General features: G+C 70.8%; 22 protein-coding genes and 1 pseudogene. 15 read left to right on the top strand and 8 right to left on the bottom strand.

Going from position 1 to position 18,506, the window contains the following annotated elements; all coding sequences use genetic code 11:
* Positions 1 to 26 precede the first annotated feature (26 nt).
* From AC1DU4_RS03300 to AC1DU4_RS03310, 3 genes are all read left to right on the top strand, one after another.
* Positions 27 to 602 (top strand): TerD family protein, encoded by a 576-nt coding sequence (locus tag AC1DU4_RS03300; protein ID WP_477837661.1) that lies wholly within the window; start codon positions 27 to 29, stop codon positions 600 to 602.
* Positions 603 to 735: 133 nt separating this feature from the next.
* The gene (locus AC1DU4_RS03305) at positions 736 to 1,854 is read left to right on the top strand and encodes a DUF475 domain-containing protein (RefSeq protein ID WP_477837662.1); all 1,119 of its coding nucleotides are present in this window, start codon (positions 736 to 738) and stop codon (positions 1,852 to 1,854) included.
* Between the two features lie 25 nt (positions 1,855 to 1,879).
* A complete protein-coding gene (locus AC1DU4_RS03310) occupies positions 1,880 to 2,569 on the top strand; it encodes a TerD family protein (protein ID WP_477837663.1) in 690 nt (229 codons plus the stop codon).
* A gap of 74 nt (positions 2,570 to 2,643) precedes the next feature.
* Here AC1DU4_RS03310 and AC1DU4_RS03315 read toward each other — a convergent pair whose 3' ends face one another.
* Both AC1DU4_RS03315 and mhuD read right to left on the bottom strand, forming a co-directional pair.
* On the bottom strand, positions 2,644 to 3,099 hold the full coding sequence (locus tag AC1DU4_RS03315; RefSeq protein ID WP_477837664.1) for a tellurite resistance TerB family protein: 456 nt from the start codon (positions 3,097 to 3,099) through the stop codon (positions 2,644 to 2,646).
* Positions 3,100 to 3,213: 114 nt separating this feature from the next.
* Positions 3,214 to 3,525, bottom strand: a complete 312-nt coding sequence (gene mhuD, locus AC1DU4_RS03320; RefSeq protein WP_477837665.1) for a mycobilin-forming heme oxygenase MhuD — start codon at positions 3,523 to 3,525, stop codon at positions 3,214 to 3,216.
* Positions 3,526 to 3,557: 32 nt separating this feature from the next.
* On the opposite strand from mhuD, the gene AC1DU4_RS03325 reads away from it, so the two are divergent.
* On the top strand, positions 3,558 to 4,307 hold the full coding sequence (locus AC1DU4_RS03325; protein WP_477837666.1) for an alpha/beta fold hydrolase: 750 nt from the start codon (positions 3,558 to 3,560) through the stop codon (positions 4,305 to 4,307).
* Between the two features lie 38 nt (positions 4,308 to 4,345).
* Positions 4,346 to 4,711 (top strand): Imm51 family immunity protein, encoded by a 366-nt coding sequence (locus AC1DU4_RS03330; RefSeq protein WP_477837667.1) that lies wholly within the window; start codon positions 4,346 to 4,348, stop codon positions 4,709 to 4,711.
* Between the two features lie 35 nt (positions 4,712 to 4,746).
* Here the strand turns inward: AC1DU4_RS03330 and AC1DU4_RS03335 are convergent, their stop codons facing one another.
* Positions 4,747 to 5,616, bottom strand: a complete 870-nt coding sequence (locus tag AC1DU4_RS03335; protein WP_477837668.1) for an HhH-GPD family protein — start codon at positions 5,614 to 5,616, stop codon at positions 4,747 to 4,749.
* Positions 5,617 to 5,694: 78 nt separating this feature from the next.
* Between AC1DU4_RS03335 and AC1DU4_RS03340 the strand changes: the two genes are divergently transcribed.
* Together AC1DU4_RS03340 and AC1DU4_RS03345 are read left to right on the top strand one after the other, a co-directional pair.
* Positions 5,695 to 6,327 carry a carbonic anhydrase gene (locus AC1DU4_RS03340; RefSeq protein ID WP_477837669.1) on the top strand — a complete coding sequence of 211 codons (633 nt, stop codon included), beginning with the start codon at positions 5,695 to 5,697 and terminating at the stop codon, positions 6,325 to 6,327.
* A gap of 79 nt (positions 6,328 to 6,406) precedes the next feature.
* A complete protein-coding gene (locus tag AC1DU4_RS03345; RefSeq protein WP_477837670.1) occupies positions 6,407 to 7,108 on the top strand; it encodes a hypothetical protein in 702 nt (233 codons plus the stop codon).
* Here the strand turns inward: AC1DU4_RS03345 and disA are convergent.
* Positions 7,105 to 8,190: a DNA integrity scanning diadenylate cyclase DisA gene (gene disA, locus AC1DU4_RS03350; RefSeq protein WP_477837671.1), complete on the bottom strand. Its 1,086-nt coding sequence runs from the start codon at positions 8,188 to 8,190 to the stop codon at positions 7,105 to 7,107. The two genes, AC1DU4_RS03345 and disA, sit on opposite strands and share 4 nt — an antisense overlap.
* A 98-nt stretch (positions 8,191 to 8,288) precedes the next feature.
* On the opposite strand from disA, the gene AC1DU4_RS03355 reads away from it, so the two are divergent.
* On the top strand, positions 8,289 to 8,846 hold the full coding sequence (locus tag AC1DU4_RS03355) for a PaaI family thioesterase (RefSeq protein WP_072845532.1): 558 nt from the start codon (positions 8,289 to 8,291) through the stop codon (positions 8,844 to 8,846).
* Between the two features lie 47 nt (positions 8,847 to 8,893).
* On the opposite strand, the gene radA is transcribed toward AC1DU4_RS03355, so the two are convergent.
* Positions 8,894 to 10,330, bottom strand: coding sequence for a DNA repair protein RadA (gene radA / locus AC1DU4_RS03360; protein ID WP_477837672.1), 1,437 nt, complete (start codon positions 10,328 to 10,330; stop codon positions 8,894 to 8,896).
* Positions 10,331 to 10,440: 110 nt separating this feature from the next.
* The gene (locus AC1DU4_RS03365) at positions 10,441 to 11,052 is read right to left on the bottom strand and encodes a copper chaperone PCu(A)C domain-containing protein (RefSeq protein ID WP_477837673.1); all 612 of its coding nucleotides are present in this window, start codon (positions 11,050 to 11,052) and stop codon (positions 10,441 to 10,443) included.
* 274 nt (positions 11,053 to 11,326) lie between these two features.
* Here AC1DU4_RS03365 and AC1DU4_RS03370 point away from each other — a divergent pair, with 274 nt between their 5' ends.
* Genes AC1DU4_RS03370 through rlmB form a run of 5 tightly spaced genes read left to right on the top strand, consistent with a single transcriptional unit; the run spans position 11,327 to position 15,498 of the window.
* Positions 11,327 to 11,815: a CarD family transcriptional regulator gene (locus tag AC1DU4_RS03370; protein WP_072845535.1), complete on the top strand. Its 489-nt coding sequence runs from the start codon at positions 11,327 to 11,329 to the stop codon at positions 11,813 to 11,815.
* A gap of 44 nt (positions 11,816 to 11,859) precedes the next feature.
* Positions 11,860 to 12,573 carry a 2-C-methyl-D-erythritol 4-phosphate cytidylyltransferase gene (ispD, locus tag AC1DU4_RS03375; protein ID WP_477837716.1) on the top strand — a complete coding sequence of 238 codons (714 nt, stop codon included), beginning with the start codon at positions 11,860 to 11,862 and terminating at the stop codon, positions 12,571 to 12,573.
* 44 nt (positions 12,574 to 12,617) lie between these two features.
* On the top strand, positions 12,618 to 13,094 hold the full coding sequence (gene ispF, locus AC1DU4_RS03380) for a 2-C-methyl-D-erythritol 2,4-cyclodiphosphate synthase (RefSeq protein ID WP_477837674.1): 477 nt from the start codon (positions 12,618 to 12,620) through the stop codon (positions 13,092 to 13,094).
* A gap of 11 nt (positions 13,095 to 13,105) precedes the next feature.
* Positions 13,106 to 14,515: a cysteine--tRNA ligase gene (cysS, locus tag AC1DU4_RS03385; RefSeq protein WP_477837675.1), complete on the top strand. Its 1,410-nt coding sequence runs from the start codon at positions 13,106 to 13,108 to the stop codon at positions 14,513 to 14,515.
* Positions 14,515 to 15,498 (top strand): 23S rRNA (guanosine(2251)-2'-O)-methyltransferase RlmB, encoded by a 984-nt coding sequence (gene rlmB / locus AC1DU4_RS03390; RefSeq protein ID WP_092775776.1) that lies wholly within the window; start codon positions 14,515 to 14,517, stop codon positions 15,496 to 15,498. The genes cysS and rlmB overlap by 1 nt, the downstream gene beginning before the upstream one ends.
* A 168-nt stretch (positions 15,499 to 15,666) precedes the next feature.
* Here rlmB and AC1DU4_RS03395 read toward each other — a convergent pair.
* Positions 15,667 to 15,807: pseudogene (locus tag AC1DU4_RS03395) on the bottom strand (allophanate hydrolase subunit 2 family protein); the annotation flags it as partial.
* Between the two features lie 49 nt (positions 15,808 to 15,856).
* Between AC1DU4_RS03395 and AC1DU4_RS03400 the strand changes: the two are divergent.
* Positions 15,857 to 16,546 (top strand): ZIP family metal transporter, encoded by a 690-nt coding sequence (locus AC1DU4_RS03400; RefSeq protein WP_477837676.1) that lies wholly within the window; start codon positions 15,857 to 15,859, stop codon positions 16,544 to 16,546.
* A 7-nt stretch (positions 16,547 to 16,553) separates the two neighbouring features.
* Here AC1DU4_RS03400 and soxR read toward each other — a convergent pair whose 3' ends face one another.
* Positions 16,554 to 16,973 (bottom strand): redox-sensitive transcriptional activator SoxR, encoded by a 420-nt coding sequence (soxR, locus tag AC1DU4_RS03405; protein WP_477837717.1) that lies wholly within the window; start codon positions 16,971 to 16,973, stop codon positions 16,554 to 16,556.
* A 129-nt stretch (positions 16,974 to 17,102) separates the two neighbouring features.
* Between soxR and AC1DU4_RS03410 the strand changes: the two genes are divergently transcribed.
* On the top strand, positions 17,103 to 18,500 hold the full coding sequence (locus AC1DU4_RS03410) for an MFS transporter (protein WP_477837677.1): 1,398 nt from the start codon (positions 17,103 to 17,105) through the stop codon (positions 18,498 to 18,500).
* The last annotated feature ends 6 nt before the right edge of the window (positions 18,501 to 18,506 follow it).

Raw genomic sequence — 18,506 nt, forward strand, 5'->3', positions numbered from 1 at the left:
CTACCTCCACATTGAAAGGGCTCCGCATGGGCGTCAGCTTGACCAAGGGCGGCAACGTCTCCCTCACGAAGGAAGCGCCGAATCTCACGGCGGTCGCGATCGGTCTCGGATGGGACGTCCGCAGCACCACCGGTACCGAGTTCGACCTCGACGCCAGCGCGATCGCGGCCGGCGCCGACAAGAAGGTCGTCTCCGACCAGCACTTCGTGTTCTTCAACAACATGAAGACGCCGGACGGCTCGATCGAGCACCTCGGCGACAACACCACCGGCGCGGGCGAGGGGGACGACGAGGTCATCGCCGTCGACCTCGCCGCCGTCCCGGCGAACATCGAGAGCATCTTCTTCCCCGTCTCGATCTACGACGCGGACAACCGCGCGCAGTCGTTCGGCCAGGTCCGCAACGCCTTCATCCGCGTTGTCGATCGCGCGAACGGCACGGAGCTCGCCCGCTACGACCTCTCCGAGGACGCCTCCACCGAGACCGCGATGGTCTTCGGCGAGCTGTACCGCCACGGCGCGGAGTGGAAGTTCCGGGCCGTCGGCCAGGGCTACGCCTCGGGACTGTCGGGCATCGCCCGCGACTACGGCGTGAACGTCTAGTCAGCAGCACCACAACCTCGGGCCGGGGAGGGCGCGTTCCGCATGCCCTTCCCGGTCCGTCGTTCGCTACCGCGGTGGCAACCGCCTGCTGCAGCAGCCACCCTGCACTGCCCTCACAGAAAGGCCACGCTTCGTGGTTCTGCGCATATTCGGTGTCTCGTTCTTCGTCACCGTGCTCGCACTCATCATCGCGGCGATCTACGGCGGCCCGGAGGCCGTCTTCCTCGTCGCGATCCTGTCCATCCTCGAGATCTCGCTCTCCTTCGACAACGCCGTGATCAACGCGACGGTCCTGCAGCGGATGAGCGAGTTCTGGCAGAAGATCTTCCTCACCATCGGCATCGTGATCGCCGTTTTCGGCATGCGGCTGGTGTTCCCGCTGGTCATCGTGTGGGTGGCGGCCGGCCTCGGCCCCGTCGAGGCGATGAACCTGGCGCTCAACCCGCCCGCCGACGGCGCCGCGGCCTTCCCCGACGGCAGCCCCAGCTACGAGACCATCCTGACCGACGCGCATCCGCAGATCGCCGCGTTCGGCGGCATGTTCCTGCTGATGCTGTTCCTGAACTTCATCTTCGAAGAGCGTGAGATCACCTGGCTCGGCTGGATCGAACGGCCGCTGGCCAAGATCGGCAAGCTCGATCAGCTCGAGGTCATCGTCGCGGGCGCCCTGCTGCTGGTCACCGCCGGCTTCCTCGCCGACGACGAGAACCGCGCGACCGTGATGGTGGCCGGCGTCGCCGGTCTGATCCTGTACATCGCGGTCAACGGCCTCGGCGAGCTGTTCAACCTCCCGGAGGAGGGCGAGGAACCGTCCCGCGGCCCGTCGAACCTGGCGAAGGCCACCGGCAAGGCCGGCTTCTTCCTCTTCCTCTACCTCGAGGTCCTGGACGCGTCGTTCTCGTTCGACGGCGTCATCGGTGCCTTCGCGATCACCTCCGACCCGATCATCATCGCGCTGGGCCTGGGCTTCGTCGGCGCCATGTTCGTCCGGTCGATCACCGTGTTCCTGGTCCGCAAGGGCACACTCTCGGACTACGTCTACCTCGAGCACGGCGCGCACTGGGCGATCGGTGCGCTCGCGGTGATCCTGCTGGTCTCGATCGGTGTGCACGTCAACGAGCTGATCACCGGCCTGGTCGGCATCGCGCTGATCGGTGCCGCGTTCATCTCCAGCGTCATCAGGAACCGCAAGGCAGGCGACGGCGACGACGACGCGCTCGTCGAGGAGCCCCGCACCGTCGCCGTCGGATAGTCAACCCACTCGAAAAGGACACGACATGGCAATCGACTACACCCGTCGCCCCGGTACGCCCCCGGCGGGCGAGCCCACGGCCGCCGTCCAAGGTGGCGGTGTCAACCTGAGCAAGATCACCCTGACCAAGAGCGCGCCGAGCGTCAGCCTGACCAAGTCCGGCGAGCGTCAGGGCGCCATGCGGGTGAACCTGAACTGGTCGCAGGAGCAGCCGAAGAAGAAGGGCTTCTTCGCGAAGCTGGCCGGCCCCGGCGGCATCGACCTCGACCTCGGCTGCCTGTACGAGCTGGCGGACGGCTCGAAGGGCGTCATCCAGGCGCTCGGGAACAGCTTCGGCGCGCTGAACACGGCCCCCTTCGTCCAGCTCGACGGGGACGACCGGACCGGTTCGGTCAGTGGCGGCGAGAACATGCACGTCAACCTCGACCGCCCCGAGATGTTCAAGCGCGTCCTGATCTTCGCGATGATCTACCAGGGCGCCGCGAACTGGGCGGCGGTGGACGGCGTCGTGACCATGTACCCGACCAGCGGTCCCGAGGTGGAGGTTCGGCTGGACTCGGCCGTCGACGGTGCCCGGATCTGCGCCATCGCGATGCTGGAGAGCACGGGCCGGGACGTCACGGTCAACCGTCTGGTCCAGTACATCAGCGGAAGTCAGGCCGACCTCGACGCCGCCTACGGGTGGGGCATGCGCTGGCAGGCCGGTAGCAAGTAGGCCCTTCCAGCGGGTGGAGGCGGCGCCGAGGGACCAGGTCCTTCGGCGCCGCCTCCGTTGTCGACGGGCGGAATCTAGAGGTCGAACTCGGCGGGGTCGATGCCCACCGCGAAGCACGCTTCCTTGACGGTGGCCTTCTCGTGCTCGTCGAAGTTGCCGTCCGCGCCGCCGATGATGATGCCGATCTGGATGACCGCGCGGGCCTGCTCCGGCTTCGGCTTCAGCTTGCCGATCGTCGCGGTCGCCTCGACCTTGCCGAAGTCGAAGTCGCCCTGCAGCTTGTCGCAGTACCAGTCGAACTTCTCGCGCAGCTCGTCAGGCGTGAACACCTTGAGCGACTCGTTGCCCATGATCAACGCGGCGGTCTTCTGGCGCTCGGCCGGATCGATGCGGCCGTCGGCGGCCGCGATCAGCGCGCACATCGCCATCGAACCGTTCGCGAACTCCTTGTTCTTGAACTGGGCGGTCTTCGTCTGCAACTGCCCGTTCAGTTCCTGCGTCTTCGACTTGAGCTGATCCCAGAATCCCACGAAACTCCTCAAGCTTGTGTCAACGGTTGGTAAACCCTTGCGGCCGAGGGTATCGGAATCGAGGATGGCGCGGCGCCCGTGCAGGTCGGGCGCCCGGCAGGCTGCTCCTGACGGTCAGACGCCCTTGGCGGCCACGTCGAGGACCACCTCGAACTCGAGCAGCGAGGCGCCCGTCGCGACCGGCTTGGCGCGCTCGCCGGCATGCGCGGCGCGCGCGGGACCCTGCGCCCAGGCCTGGAACGACTCCTCGGAGTCCCACTGGGTGACCACGAAGTAGCGGTCGTCGCCCTTGACGGGGCGCAGCAGCTGGAAGCCGAGGAATCCGGGGGAGTTCTCCACCGCGTGGGCGCGGCCCGCGAAGCGCTTCTCCAGCTCGGGGCCGGCGCCCTCGGGGACCTCGATTGCATTGATCTTCACCACAGACATGGCGGCGAGCGTACTCCGATACCTTGGGACCCGTGCTTCATGACGAGGGTGGATCCGGTGTGCCAATCCTGTTGCTCCACGGGCTGATGGGCAGCGCCCGCACCTGGCGCCGGCAGGTGCCGTGGTTGCGCGAGTTCGGGCACGTCCACACCTTCGACGCGGCCGGTCACGGGCGGCCCGCGCCCGCCACGTTGAGCACCGAGGCCTTCGTGGCGGACCTGGCCGAGGCGACGGCGTCGATCGCCGAACCGATGGTCGTGATCGGGCACTCGATGGGTGGGTTGCACGGCTGGTGCTTCGCGGCCGCGTACCCGGAGCGGGTGCGGGCGTTGGTGGTCGAGGACATGGCGCCCGACTTCCAGGGCCGCACCGCGGACGACTGGGCCGCACTGATCGGCTCCTGGCCGCAGCCGTTCCGGGACGCCGAGCACATGGTCGACTTCTTCGGACCCGTTGCGGCGCAGTACTTCATGGACTCGTTCGAGCAGCGAGGCGACGGCTGGTACCTGCACGGCGAGGTCCCGGTGTGGCGGGAGATCTCCGAGGAGTGGGGCACCCGCGACTTCTGGACGCAGTGGGCCTCGGTCCGCGCGCCCGCGCTGCTGTTGGAGGGCGAGTTCACCATCACCCCCGCCGGGCAGATGCGCGAGATGGCCGCCACGGCGAGGCGGTCCGAAACCAGCTACGAGCTGATCGAGGGTGCGGGCCACCTCGTCCACGACGACCGCCCGGCCGAGTACCGGGCGGCGGTCGAGAAGTTCCTCGCCGACCTTCGCGACTAGAACGCGGCCATGTCGGTCGACCCCGGTACGGTCTCGGCATGGCAACCCCTGACGACTTCGACGCCCTCGAACCGATTCGCCTCGTGACCGGCGGCCGCAGCTCCAGCATCATCTATTCGCCCGGGGGCCCGGAGTACCACCAGCACCGGTCGGCGCTGGAGGCTCACGGGATCGAGGGTTCCGGATACGACTTCACCGGCGCGCTTCGCGCCGTGCTCACCGACCAGGCCCCGTCGGCGCTCGGCGCGGTCGGGTTCGACCCGGAGGCCGGCATGGTCAGCGTCTACGGCGACGACCTCGACGCCCTGCTCGTCGCAGCGACGGCCCTGCGGACCCTGGTGCTCGACGCCGACGTCCTCGGCGCCGCTCTCACCCGGGCCGTCGAGCTCGGCCTCGACGACTAGTCCGGTAGTCGCGAGCGGCGAGATTTCGCAGTGCGTCAGCCCTCGCCGGCCAGCGCGAACAGCCCGTCGTCGGTCTGCTCGACGAGTCCGTCCACGAGCAGGGAGTGCAGTGCGCGGTCGCGCTGGCCGGTGTCGGTGAGCCAGGCCTGGTCCAGCCGTGCGCGTTCCACCGGTCCGTGGCTCTCGCGCAGCACGTCCATCAGGCGCCCGCGCACCTGACGATCGGTGCCCGCGAACTTCTGCACCTTGCGTGGCGGCCCGGCGTGTTCGGGCCGGCCCGCCAGCACCCAGGCGCAGTCGTCGAGGGGGCAGCGCGCGCAGTCCGGGGTCCGGGCTGTGCAGATCGTGGCGCCGAGCTCCATCAGCGCGGCCGAGAAGACCGTGGCCCGAGTCCTGGTGCGCGGCAGCAGTTGTGCCGCATCGGCGAGGTCGCGGGTGGTGGACGGGTTGCCCTGCTCGGCCTGTCCGTGTACCGATCTCGCGATGACGCGTCGAACGTTGGTGTCCACCACCGGAACTCGCTGTCCGTAGGCGAAGCAGGCCACGGCCCGGGCGGTGTACGCGCCGATGCCCGGCAGTCCGAGCAGCACGTCGACGTCGGTCGGGACCGCGTCGCCGTGTTCGGTCGCGAGCACGCGGGCGCACTCGTGCAGTCGTAGCGCGCGGCGCGGGTACCCGAGCTTGCCCCAGGCCCGCAGCACCTCACCCTGGCTGGACGCGGCCATCGCCGACGGCACCGGCCAGCGGGCCACCCACTGCTCCCACACCGGAGCCACCCGGACCACCGGCGTCTGCTGCAGCATGATCTCGCTCATCAGGATCTGCCACGCCGTGACGCCCTCGCGTCGCCATGGCAGATCGCGCGCCTCGCGTTCGAACCAGCTGATCAGTGCGGATGAATTCACCGGATTGTCATGTCCCTCGTTCGCGGTTGTACCAGGTCGGGCGAAAGCGGCCACAGGCACCGGGTGCACAATGCATCCATGCCCAATTCGAACCCCATTTCCGCCTGGAAGGCACTGAAGCAGGGTAACGACCGCTTCGTGGAAGGCACCTCGCTGCACCCCAGCCAGGGCGTCGCCGACAGGGCCAAACTCGTCTCCGGACAGCACCCCACCGCCGTGCTCTTCGGATGCGGTGATTCCCGCGTGGCCGCGGAGATCATCTTCGACCAGGGACTCGGCGACATGTTCGTCGTCCGCACCGCGGGTCATGTCATCGACAGCTCGGTGCTCGGGTCCATCGAGTACGCGGTCGAGATCCTCGACGTCCCGCTGATCGTGGTCCTCGGCCACGACAACTGCGGCGCCGTCTCGGCGACCATCGACGCGCTGGACCGCGGCGCGGTGCCCGCCGGCTTCATCCGCAGCATCATCGAGCGGGTCGCGCCGTCCATCCTGATGGGCCGCAACGAGGGCCTGAGCACGGTCGACGAGCTCGAGGGCCGGCACGTGGTGGAGACCGGCGACCTGCTCATGCAGCGATCCCGGATCATCGCCGAGAAGGTCGAGAAGGGCACCTGCGCCATCGTCGGTGTCACCTACACACTGGCCAACGGCGGCGTGAAGGTGCGTGGTGTGGTGGGCGAGATCGGGGACAACGTCACCCCCGCCTGACCGACCGAAGGGGCGGCGGCGAGCGACACGCCGACCCTGCTCGACCACCTCCGGGGCCCGGGCGAATACCTTGGTGTCTGTGTTGGAACCGTCCGGGCCGCTGCCCCCTGAGATCTACTGGCGCCGCCGCATGCTTGCGATCGGTGTTTCAGTGGTCGTGCTGCTGCTGTTGGTGTGGATCATCTCCGCCGTGAGCGGCGGGGACGAGGACCCGTCCGCGGAAGCGGTGGCGTCGAGTTCGGCGCTGGCCGCCTCCTCGTCGGCGTCCGCCGCGGCGTCCAGCTCCACGACCGAGCCCGACGCCGACTCGGGTGGTCAGGCGTCGGGATCGGCGGTCTCCGGGTCGGCTGCGGCCTCCGCGACCGAGGTCGCCGGAGCGCTGCCGCCCGGTCAGTGCGCGGACAAGTCGCTGGCGATCAAGGCCAGCTCGGACGAGGCGAACTACCCGGCGGGTCAGGACCCGGCGTTCGGGATCGTCATCACCAACATCGGCAACGAGTCGTGCGAACGCGACCTGGGCGCCGGCATGCAGCAGGTGATGGTCTACAGCCTCGATGGCCAGCACCGGCTGTGGTCGAACACCGACTGCTTCCCCAACAGCACTCCGGACGTGCGCACCCTCAAGCCCGGCGAGCAGGCCGCGTTCACCATCAAGTGGTCCGGCGCCACCTCGGAGCCGGGCTGCGCGGCGGCCCGCAACCCCGTCGGCCCCGGCGCCTACACGGTGGTCGGTCAGCTCGGCGCGCTGCGCAGCACCCCGGAGCCGTTCAACATCACCTAGTCGAACGGCCCGGCGATCGAGGTCTCGGCGAGCCTGGAGAGGCCCTCCCGGATGTGCCGGGCCCACAGGCCGCCGATGCCCTCCACCGCCTGCAGGTCGGCCGCGGTCGCGGCGAGCAGGCCCTGGAGCGTGCCGAACGCGCCGACGAGCCGGTGCACCTGGTGGAACTGCAGCCGGGGCACCCGGGCCAGCACCCGGTACCCGCGCGGGCTCATCGGCGCATCCAGCGACTCGATGGTCGCCGGGTAGCCGAAGGCGCGGGCCAGGGTGGTCAGGTCCAACAGGTCTGCGTCCGTGAGCTTGTCCAGCGACGTCAGGACGCGTTCGACGGCTGCGGTCGGCGCCTGCCCCGGCCCGGCGACGTAGTCCCGGACCACCAGCTGACGCGCCACGTCGTTGTCGCCGACCAGTTCCTCGAGCTGCAGCGCCAGCTGGCGTCCGTCGGTACCGAGTTCGAGGACGTCGCGCTCGATCTCCACCGACACCCGGCGGACCATCTCCAGCCGCTGCACGACGGTCAGCGCGTCGCGCAGGGTGACGAAGTCCTCGATCTCGACCACGGAGAGGGCGTTGGTGACCTCCGTCAGCCGCGACTTGTACCGCTCGAGCGTGGCGACCGCCTGGTTGGCGCGCGAGAGGATGGTCGCCGAGCCGTCCAGGACGTGCCGGATGCCGTCGACGTAGACGCTGACGATGCTCATCGACTGGCTGACCGAGACCACCGGGCAGCCGGTCTGGATGGCGGTCCGCTCCGCGGCGCGGTGCCGGGTGCCGGACTCGACGGTGGGAATCTTGGGATCGGGAACCAGCTGCACGTTCGCCCGGACGATCCGGGTCCCGTCGGAGGAGAGCACGACGGCGCCGTCCATCTTGGACAGTTCCCGCAGCCTGGTCGGGGCGAACTCGACGTCGAGCTCGAACCCGCCGTCGCAGAGGTCCTCGATCTCGTCGTCGTAGCCGAGCACGATGAGGGCGCCGGTGCGGCCGCGCAGAATGCGTTCGAGGCCGTCTCGGAGTTCGGTTCCCGGCGCCAGCCGGGAGATCGTCTCGCGGAGCGCGGCCGTGGGCGCGGTGTCCTCCATCGCCGTCCCCCTTCGCCTCGCGATACCTCATGGCACCGTGCTGAATCGCAGGAGGCCGGTAGCCCCCCACGCATTTCCCGCGATTAGATTACCTATCTATGAGCAGTACCTGGACCTTGCCTGATGATCTGACGCTTCCGCCCCGTCCCGACTTCTTCCCCGCGCCCGGTGGGGCGCTGCCGCAGCACTGGTCGAAGTGTTTCGGCTGCGGTGACGACCAGCCCGCCGGGATGGCGATGACCTTCACCGCCGGCGAAGGCCTCGAGGTCAGCGGGCGGCTGACGGTGGCGCAGAGATACCAGGGCGGACCCGGCGTCATCCACGGCGGCATCCTGTCGGTGGCCTTCGACGAGGTGCAGGGCATGGCCTGCATGGTCCTCGGCGGACCGGTGGTGACCGGGCACCTCGAGATCGACTTCGCCCGCCCGATCCCGCTGGGCTCGGTGCTCGAGTTCCGGGCCCGGATCGACGGCATGGTCCGGCGCAAGGTCTACACCAGCGCGGAGGCCCGCATCGTGGAGGGCCCCACCGCGGGCGACACCGTGGTGGCGACCTCCCGCGGGCTGTTCCTGACGATCAAGCCCGAGCACTTCGCGCCGATGGCGGACTTCGTCGACGGCGTGCCCGTCTCGCCGTTCGGCACCTCCTCGCTGTAGGGAGCCCGCCGGCCCCTGGGCCCGGAACTCCGTGTGGGAGACCGGGTTCAGGGGACCGGTCGCAGCGACCGCTTGACCCGGTCCGGTGCGGCCGGCGGGAGACCGTCCAGCACCCGCAGGGCCTCGCCGAGGTTCCCCACCTCGACCGACCGGAATCCGGGCGGCGCGTCGCCGGAGTCGAGCGGCACCACCGCGTGGGTGAAGCCGAGCCGCTTCGCCTCGGCGAGCCGCCGGCCGACGCCGGTCACGCGCCGCACCTCGCCCGCCAGCCCGACCTCCCCGAGCACCACCAGCCCCGCCGGCAGCGCCACGTCCCGGAAGGCCGACGCCACGGAGAGGGCCAGGGCCAGGTCCGCCGACGGTTCGGTCACCCGCATCCCGCCGACGGTGGCCGCGTACACCTCCTTGTCGGACACCTTGATCCCGAACCGTCGTTCGATGACCGCGAGCACCATCGCGACCCGGGCGGAGTCCATGCCGCTGACCGCGCGGCGCGGCGACGGGTTGGTGGTGTGCGCGACCAGGGCCTGGACCTCGCCCAGCAACGGGCGTTTGCCGTCCATCGTGACGGTGACCGCGGTGCCCGCCACGGCGTCGTCGCGGTGGTGCAGGAACAGGCCGGACGGGTCGCTGACGCACTCGATGCCGTCCTCGCGCAGTTCGAAGCAGCCCACCTCGTCCGCGGCGCCGAAACGGTTCTTGACCCCGCGCACCATCCGCAGCGTGGAGTGCTTGTCGCCCTCGAAGTGCAGCACCACGTCCACCAGGTGTTCGAGGGATCGGGGCCCGGCGACCGCGCCGTCCTTGGTGACGTGGCCGATCAGCAGCACCGGGATGCCGGTGGTCTTGGCGAGTGAGGTCAGGGCGCTGGTGATGGCGCGGACCTGGGTGACGCCGCCGGTGACGCCCTCGACGTCGGCGGCCAGCATGGTCTGCACGGAGTCGACGATCAGCAGTGTGGGACGCACCTGCTCGACGTGCCCGAACACCGTTGCCAGGTCGGATTCCGCGGCCAGGAAGACCCGCTCGTGCACGGCGCCGGTGCGGTCGGCCCGCAGCCGCACCTGGCCGGCCGACTCCTCGCCGGTCACGTACAGCGCCCGGTCCTGCGGGTCGCGTCGGGCCCAGCGGTGCACCACCTCGAGCAGCAGCGTCGACTTGCCGACGCCGGGTTCGCCGGCGAGCAGCACCACGGAGCCGGGCACCAGGCCGCCGCCGAGCACCCGGTCGAGCTCCGACACGCCGGTCGGCTTGGCCAGGCTGGAGGTGCCGCTGATCTCGGAGATGGGCATCGCGGGGGAGCTGGGGACCAGCGCGGCGCCGCCACGGGCCGAGGTGGCGCCGGGCCGGCCGGTCACGGCGGCCGCGAGGGCGGGCGCCTCCTCGACGGATCCCCAGGCGCCGCAGTCCGGGCAGCGACCGACCCACTTGGGCATCGTGTGCTGACAGGACGAGCACCGGAAACTCGATTTGGGTTTGGCCACGAGGGGCAGCCTAGGTGGCGGGTCCGACAGCCCGTGCGACGAGAACGGCCCCCGACGTGAAGACGTCGGGGGCCGTTCTCGAAGTGCAGGTCAGCGGACCGCGGGAGCGATCAGTGTCCGCCGCTGTCCAGGTGCGCGGCGCCTTCGTTGCCGGACTTCTCGGACTCGTGCCGCTCGGTGCGCGGGCCGGCGTCGACCGGAACCTGGACGGTGATGTCGCCGGCCTTCGCGAAGGTGAAGGTGACCGGGATGGTCAGGCCGGGACGCACGCCCTCGCTGAGGTCGTTGAGCTTCACCAGGATCAGCTGCGTCGGGTCTTCCGGGTTGTCGAGCACCGTGGCGGCGCGGACGCCGGCGCCGAGCGAGGTCTGCGGGTCGATCACGCGGCCGCCGGCCTCGCCGGCGATGGTGACCGACTTGGCGTAGTCGGTGCTGATCCGGGTGAGTCGCTCGGGTTCGGACTCGCTCTCGTTCACCGCGATGAACGCCAGGGCTGCGGTGCCGCCCGGCTCGAGGCTGTACTCCTCGCTGTCCGGGAACAGGACGTGCACGTTGCGCAGGGCGATGTCGCCCTGGTTCGCGTAGTTGCCGTTCACGGCGGCGACCTGCGTTGCGGTCTGGGTGATCTGGCCCGCGCTGCAGGCGGACAGCGAGATGGCTGCGGCTGCGGCAAGGGCAACTGCGGTGGCGACTCGGCGAGTCGACGCATTCAGGGCTGTCACGGGTTGTCCTCCACGGCGTCGGGTCGTAACTCCACTAGGCAGAGTAGTAGTCAGATCGCGAGCCATCGTCGCGGGGTGTCGGTTTGGTGGTTTCCGACGCGTCGCGTCGCGGCGAAAGCCGAGGCCAATTGGTCGGTTTAGGGCTTCTTGCTGCACGTCCGGGCCACCCTGTCAACCCCTCCGGAAGGCGGACTGTGCCCCTGACCAGCGCAGTTGGAATCGTTGCCGAGACAACCCGTGATAAACTGGGAAGATCGAAAGGGGCACGGGACAGATGATTTTTAAGGTCGGAGAAACCGTCGTATACCCCCACCACGGAGCGGCGCTGATCGAGGCGATCGAAACTCGCACCATCAAGGGTGAACAGAAGGAGTATCTCGTTCTGAAGGTCGCTCAGGGCGACCTCACCGTTCGGGTCCCAGCAGACAACGCCGAGTACGTCGGCGTTCGTGATGTTGTGGGGCAGGAGGGTCTGGACAAGGTGTTTCAGGTGCTCCGGGCGCCGCACACCGAGGAGCCGACCAACTGGTCGCGCCGTTACAAGGCCAACCTGGAGAAGCTCGCGTCCGGTGACGTGAACAAGGTCGCCGAGGTGGTGCGCGACCTGTGGCGTCGCGAGCAGGACCGCGGCCTCTCCGCAGGTGAGAAGCGAATGCTCGCCAAGGCCCGTCAGATCCTGGTCGGTGAGCTTGCGCTCGCCGAGGGTACGGACGAGGAGAAGGCCGACATCATTCTCGACGAGGTTCTCGCAGCGGCATCCTGACAGCGACGCCGCACACAGTGAGTATCGTGACCAACCCGGTTGACGTGAACAACGTCGACCGGGTTGTTGCGTTGGTTCCGGCGGCCGGACAGGGTGTTCGGCTCGGCGCGGGAATGCCCAAGGCGTTCGTGACGCTGGGTGGCGAGACGCTGCTCCGGCTGGCCGTGGACGGCCTGCTGGCGTCCGGCGTCGTGGACCGGGTCGTGGTGATCGTGCCCGCGGACCGGGTACCCGAGGTCCGCGATGAACTGCCCGACGGTGTCGACGTGGTCRCGGGCGGTGCCGAGCGCACCGACTCGGTGCGCGCGGGCATCGCCGCGGCGCCCGACGCCGACCTGCTGTTGGTGCACGACGCGGCGCGCGCATTGACCCCGCCCGAACTGATCGCCCGGGTCGTCGCGGCGTTGCGGGCCGGCCGCTCGGCGGTCGTCCCGGTGGTCCCGGTGGCGGACACCGTCAAGACGGTGGACCCGCTCGGCGTGGTCACCGGCACGCCGGAACGGTCCGAGTTGCGGGCGGTGCAGACACCGCAGGGCTTCTCGGCGGACCTGCTGCGCCGCGCCTACGCCGCCGCCGAGTCCGTCGCCACCGACGACGCCGGCCTGGTCGAACGAATCGGCGGCCCCGTCCACACCGTCGCGGGCGACCCACTGGCCTTCAAGATCACCACCGCCCTGGACCTGGCCCTGGCCAGGGCGCTGAGTGAGGAGCCTGCGATCCGCCAGCGTGGCTCCCACCAGAAGCTGGGGTCCTGCTAGAAGCTTGGACCGACTTGAACCTCGACCGACAGGGAGCGTGGCGCGTGCGAGTTGGAATCGGTACGGATGTCCATCCGATCGAGCAGGGCAGGCCCTGCTGGGTGGCGGGACTGCTCTTCGAGGACGAGGACGGCTGCGCCGGGCACTCTGACGGCGACGTCGCCGCGCACGCGCTGTGCGATGCGCTGCTGTCCGCCTCCGGACTCGGCGACCTGGGTTCGGTGTTCGGCACCGGGCGCCCCGAGTGGGACGGCGCGAGCGGTGTGCTGCTGCTCGGTGAGGTGCGGCAACTGCTCGAGGCACAGGGTCTGGTCGTCGGCAATGCCGCGGTGCAGGTGATCGGAAACCGGCCCAAGATCGGTCCCCGCCGCGCGGAGGCGCAGGCGGTGCTCTCCGGGGTGCTCGGGGCGCCGGTCTCGGTCTCCGCGACCACCACCGACGGGCTGGGCCTCACCGGGCGCGGGGAGGGCATCGCGGCGGTCGCGACCGCGCTGGTACGTGACGCGGCCCCGGACCGGTAAGATCGCACGTCGTGACTCTGCGCCTATTCGACACCGAAGCGCGGGCCCTGCGTGAGTTCACGCCGCTGGCCCCCGGACACGCGTCGATCTATCTGTGCGGCGCGACGGTCCAGGGTGACCCGCACATCGGTCACGTGCGCAGTGGTGTGGCGTTCGACGTGCTGCGGCGCTGGCTGCTCGCGCACGACTACGACGTCGCGTTCGTCCGGAACGTCACCGACATCGACGACAAGATCCTGAACAAGGCCGCCGAGGCGGGTCGACCCTGGTGGGAGTGGGCCGCCACCTACGAGCGCTCCTTCGACCGGGCGTACGAGCAGCTCGGGGTGCTGGCCCCGTCGGCGGAGCCCCGCGCGACCGGCCACGTCACGCAGATGGTCGAGCTGATGGCGCGGCTGATCGACGCCGGGCACGCCTACGCCGCCGCCGGCGACGTCTACTTCGACGTGCGGAGCTACCCCGCCTACGGCGCGCTGTCCGGGCACAAGCTCGACGACGTGCACCAGGGCGAGAGCGCCGCCGAGGGCAAGCGCGACCCGCGCGACTTCACGCTGTGGAAGGCCGAGAAGCCGGGCGAGCCGTCGTGGCCCACCCCGTGGGGCCGCGGCCGTCCGGGCTGGCACCTGGAGTGCTCGGCGATGGCGGAGGCCTACCTGGGCGCGGAGTTCGACATCCACTGCGGCGGCCTGGACTTGGTGTTCCCGCACCACGAGAACGAGCTCGCGCAGAGCCGGGCCGTGGGCGACGGTTTCGCGCGGTACTGGCTGCACAACGGCTGGGTGACCATGGGCGGCGAGAAGATGTCGAAGTCCCTCGGCAACGTGCTGTCCGTGCCCAACGTCCTCAAACGGGTCCGGCCGCAGGAGCTGCGGTTCTACCTCGGCGGGGCGCACTACCGCTCGATGCTCGAGTACTCGGACCATGCGCTCGACGTCGCTGCGGAGACCTACCGCGGCATCGAGGCGTTCGTGCTCAAAACGCAGGAGCGGGCCGGCGAGATCCCGGTCGGCAAGTGGACCGCGGAGTTCGCGGCCGCGCTCGACGACGACCTCGGGGTGCCCAAGGCGCTCGCCGAGATCCACGGCCGCCAGCGCGAGGGCAACCGTGCGCTGGCAGCGGGCGACCTGGACGCGGCGGTCGCGATCGCCGGGCAGGTACGCGCCATGATGGGCATACTCGGGGTGGACCCGCTCGACCCGCACTGGGTCTCGGGGACAGCCGACGGCTCCGCCCTGCACGACGCGCTGGACGTTCTGGTCCGCGCGAATCTCGAGGCGCGTCAGCGGGCCAAGGCCGACAAGGACTGGGCAGCGGCTGACGAGATCCGGGACCGGCTCGCCATGGCGGGCGTAGAGGTCACCGACACACCGAACGGCCCCGAGTGGGCCGTGAAGACGAACCACAACGAAGCAGGGCAGTGATGGCTGGCAATTCGAGCAGGCGCGGCGCAGTCCGCAAGTCCGGCACCAAGAAGGGCCAGGTAGTCGGCTCCGGTGGAGGCGGCCGTCGCGGCCTCGCCGGCCGCGGGGCTACCCCGCCGGCGGTCGAGCGCACCAAGCATCCCGCCGCCAAGCGGGCCCGGGCCGCGGCCAAGGCCGCCGACGCGGGCCGCACCGGCGGCAGCGCACCCCGCGGTCGCGGCGGCTCGCCCCGCAAGGGCGACGCCGGTCCCGAGAACGTGCTGGGCCGCAACCCCGTCGTCGAGTGCCTGCGGGCGGGCGTCCCGGCGACCGCCCTGTACGTCGCGGTCGGGACCGACAGCGACGACCGGCTCAAGGAGTCGGTGCAGTTGGCGGCCGAGGCCGGCATCTCCATCCTCGAGGTCCCCCGGGGCGACCTGGACCGGATGAGCGCCAACGGGCTGCACCAGGGCGTCGCCCTGCAGGTGCCGCCGTACCGCTACGCGCACCCCGACGACCTGATCGCCGAGGCCCGCAAGCACCAGGAGCGCCCGCTGCTGGTCGCGCTGGACAACATCACCGACCCGCGCAACCTCGGCGCCGTGGTGCGTTCGGTGGCGGCGTTCGGCGGGCACGGCGTGGTGATCCCGCAGCGCCGCAGCGCCAGCGTCACCGCGGTCGCGTGGCGGACCAGTGCCGGTGCCGCGGCGCGGCTGCCGATCGCGCAGGCGACCAACCTCACCCGGACCCTCAAGGACTGGGCGGCCAAGGGCGTCCAGGTGGTCGGGCTCGACGCGGGCGGCGACACCACCCTCGACGAGTACGACGGCACCGGCCCGGTCGTGATCGTGGTCGGCTCGGAGGGCAAGGGCCTCTCCCGCCTGGTCCGCGAGACCTGCGACACGATCCTGAGCATCCCGATGGCCGGACCGGTGGAGTCGCTCAACGCGTCCGTCGCGGCGGGCGTGGTGCTCTCCGACATCGCCCGCCAGCGGAGGCGCTGACGCATCCGTGAGTTCTTTCGGTCCCGCTGGGGCCGAAAGGACTCGCTGCGGTCGACCAGGGCGGCCGCTCGTCAGAGGGCGAAGCGCACCGCGTCGCCGGGCACCAGCTGCCCGGCCGCACCGATGCCCTCGCTCGGCAGTTCCGTGTCGCCGAGGCGCGGCAGCGGCGCCCACCAACCTGTTTGCGCCGTCGTGCGAGCCCAGGTCGGCGGCGCCCGATGCTCCGACGCCGAGCGCGCCGAAGCCGGGCCGGCCACGGTCCTGGACCGTGGCGAGCGCCCCGGTCCGGATCACCTCGAGCCATGCCACACCTGAGAGTCTCCCTCACCGGCGCCGCGAGCCCCACTACGATCGGCGGATGCTGACCGCCGCGGCGTACGGACTCGGCACGGCCGTGCCGCTGTTTCTCGGTGCCCTGATCGGTCTGCGGTACGACCTGCCGCGGCCGCTGCTCGCCGCACTCATGGCGTTCGGTGCCGGGACGATGGTCGCGGCGGTTTCCACCGAACTGTTCCAGCCGGCGTTCGACTCCGAGGGCGTGCTGGTGGCCGGGACCGCACTCCTCGGTGGCGCGCTGGTCTACGTGGTGGCCGACCACCTGATCGAGAACAAGTTGGGTCCGGCGGCCCTGGGCTGGGCGCTGATGCTCGGCACCCTGCTAGACGGCATCCCGGAGAACACCGCCCTCGGCGTCTCGCTGAGCGGCGGCGGCGGGATGGTGCTGCTGGTGGCGGTCGCGGTGGGCAACGTCCCGGAGGCGGTCGCCGGCGCCGCGTCGATGCGCACCCAACCGCGGTTCGACCCGCGCCGGACGCTGCTGCTGTGGGCGGTCACCGCCGTGGTGCTGGTGCTGGTGGTGATCGCCGCGAACGCCGCCGCGGACAACATCGGCAGCCGTCAGATCGCGGTGATCCAGGCCTTCGCCGGCGGCGCGACCATCGCCGTGCTGGCGGACTCGCTGATGCCGGAGGCGTACCGGGAGGGCGGCTGGTGGGTCGGCTTGTCCACCGCGGTCGGGTTCCTGGTCGCGTTCGCCCTCGGCGGCTGACCGGGCGTCAGAGCCGTTGCGGCCCCGGGCCCTGCTCGCCGAGCCGGTCACCGGGGTTGAGCATCCAGCAGGAGTTGAGCGAGAGGCAGCCGCAGCCGATGCAGCCGGTGAAGTCGTCGCGCAACTGCTGGAGGCGGTGGATCCGTTCGTCGAGCTCGGCCCGCCACTGCCCCGACAGCCGCTCCCAGTCCCGCTTCGTCGGGGTCCGCCCGTCCGGGAGGGTGGCGAGCGCCGCCGCGACGTCGGCCAGCGGGATCCCGACCCGGTTCGCCATCCGGATGAACGCGATCCGCCGCAGCACACTGCGCGGGTAGCGGCGCTGGTTCCCGGCGGTACGTTCGGGGGAGAGCAGACCCACCGACTCGTAGTAGTGCAGCGCGCTCACGGCCAGTCCGCTGCGTCGGGCGATCTCGCCCACGCCGAGCAGTTCCGTCGCAGCAGGGCGTCGCGGAACCGGAACCGGCGTCGAGCCTGCGTCGGCGGGAACGGGGCCTCCTGTCGGCACGGGACCCTCCGAATTGACCTCGAGTGCACTGGAGGTTTTAGCGTAGCGGTCATGCAGCCGACCGAAACACAGTCCACCCCGCCCGACCGCGGCTGGCGGCAACTGCTCGGCCCGGCCCATCTCGGTCCGATGGTGGTGCTTGCCGGCGGCGTCGCGCTGTACGCGGTGAACATCTATCTCACCGCCAGCCTGCTGCCGTCCGCGGTCGACGAGATCGGCGGCGAGCGGTACTTCGCCTGGGCCACAACCATTTTCCTGGTCGCATCGGTGGTCTCCGCGGTGCTGGTGAGCCGGCTGCTGGCCGGGGTGGGCTCGCGCGGGGCGTACCTGAGCGCCATCGGTCTGTTCACGGCGGGCACGCTGGTGTGCGCGGCGGCGCCGGACATGTTCGTGCTGCTGGTCGGCCGCGCCCTGCAGGGTCTCGGCGGCGGGCTGCTCAGCGGCCTCGCCTACGCGCTGATCCGATCGGTGCTGCCGGCCGGGCTGTGGGCCCGCGCGTCCGCGCTGGTGTCGGGGATGTGGGGGATCGGGACCTTCGTCGGGCCGGCCGTGGGTGGTCTGTTCGCCCAGTTCGGCGCGTGGCGTCTGGCGTTCGTCACGTTGGCCGTGCTCGCGGCCGCGCTCGGTGCGGTGGTGCCCCGGTACATCCCCGGCTACCGGCCCGCCGACACCGTGGTGGACGCGGTGCCGGTCCGGTCGATGGTGCTGCTCTCGACCGCGGCGCTCGTGGTGAGCGTGGCGAGCCTGTCCACCCGGGCCGGTGTCGCGGCCGTCGGCGTCCTGGCCGGACTGGCGCTGCTGGCGGTCTTCGTGGTGTGCGAGCGGAGGTCGTCGACGAGGGTGCTGCCCGCCGTCACCTTCGCCGCGGGCAACCCGCTCCGGTGGACCTACCTGACCATCGCGCTGCTGGCGATCGCGTCCACGGCGGAGACGTTCGTGCCGCTGTTCGGTCAGCGGCTCGGCGGGCTGACGCCGGTCGCCGCGGGCTTCCTGGGTGCGGCGCTGGCCGTGGGCTGGACGATCGGCGAGATCTCCAGCGCCGGTGCGGCGCGGCCCCGGGTGGTCCGGGCGGTGGTGGTCTCGGGGCCCGCGATGGTGGCGCTCGGCTTCTTCGTCGCGGCCCTTGCCCAGCGGGAGGAGGCGTCCGGGCCGGTGATCGCGACGTGGGTCGCGGCGCTGGTGCTGGCGGGGGCCGGCATCGGCGCCGCCTGGCCGCACCTGGCGACCTTCGTGATGGGCAGCGTCGACGACCCGGGTGAGGGCGGCAAGGCGGCCGCGGCGATCAACACGGTCCAGTTGGTGGCCAACGCATTCGGGGCCGCACTGGCCGGGCTGCTGGTGAACCTCGGCGGCGGGTCGGCGGGGTCGGCGCAGCTGCTGTTCGGGACGTTCGCCGCCGTTGCCGCGGTCGCGGCGCCGACGGCGTGGCGGTCGGCGTCGCTCCGGTAGCCGGGA

The sequence above is a fragment of the Rhodococcus sp. P4_F5 genome, assembly GCF_056401315.1.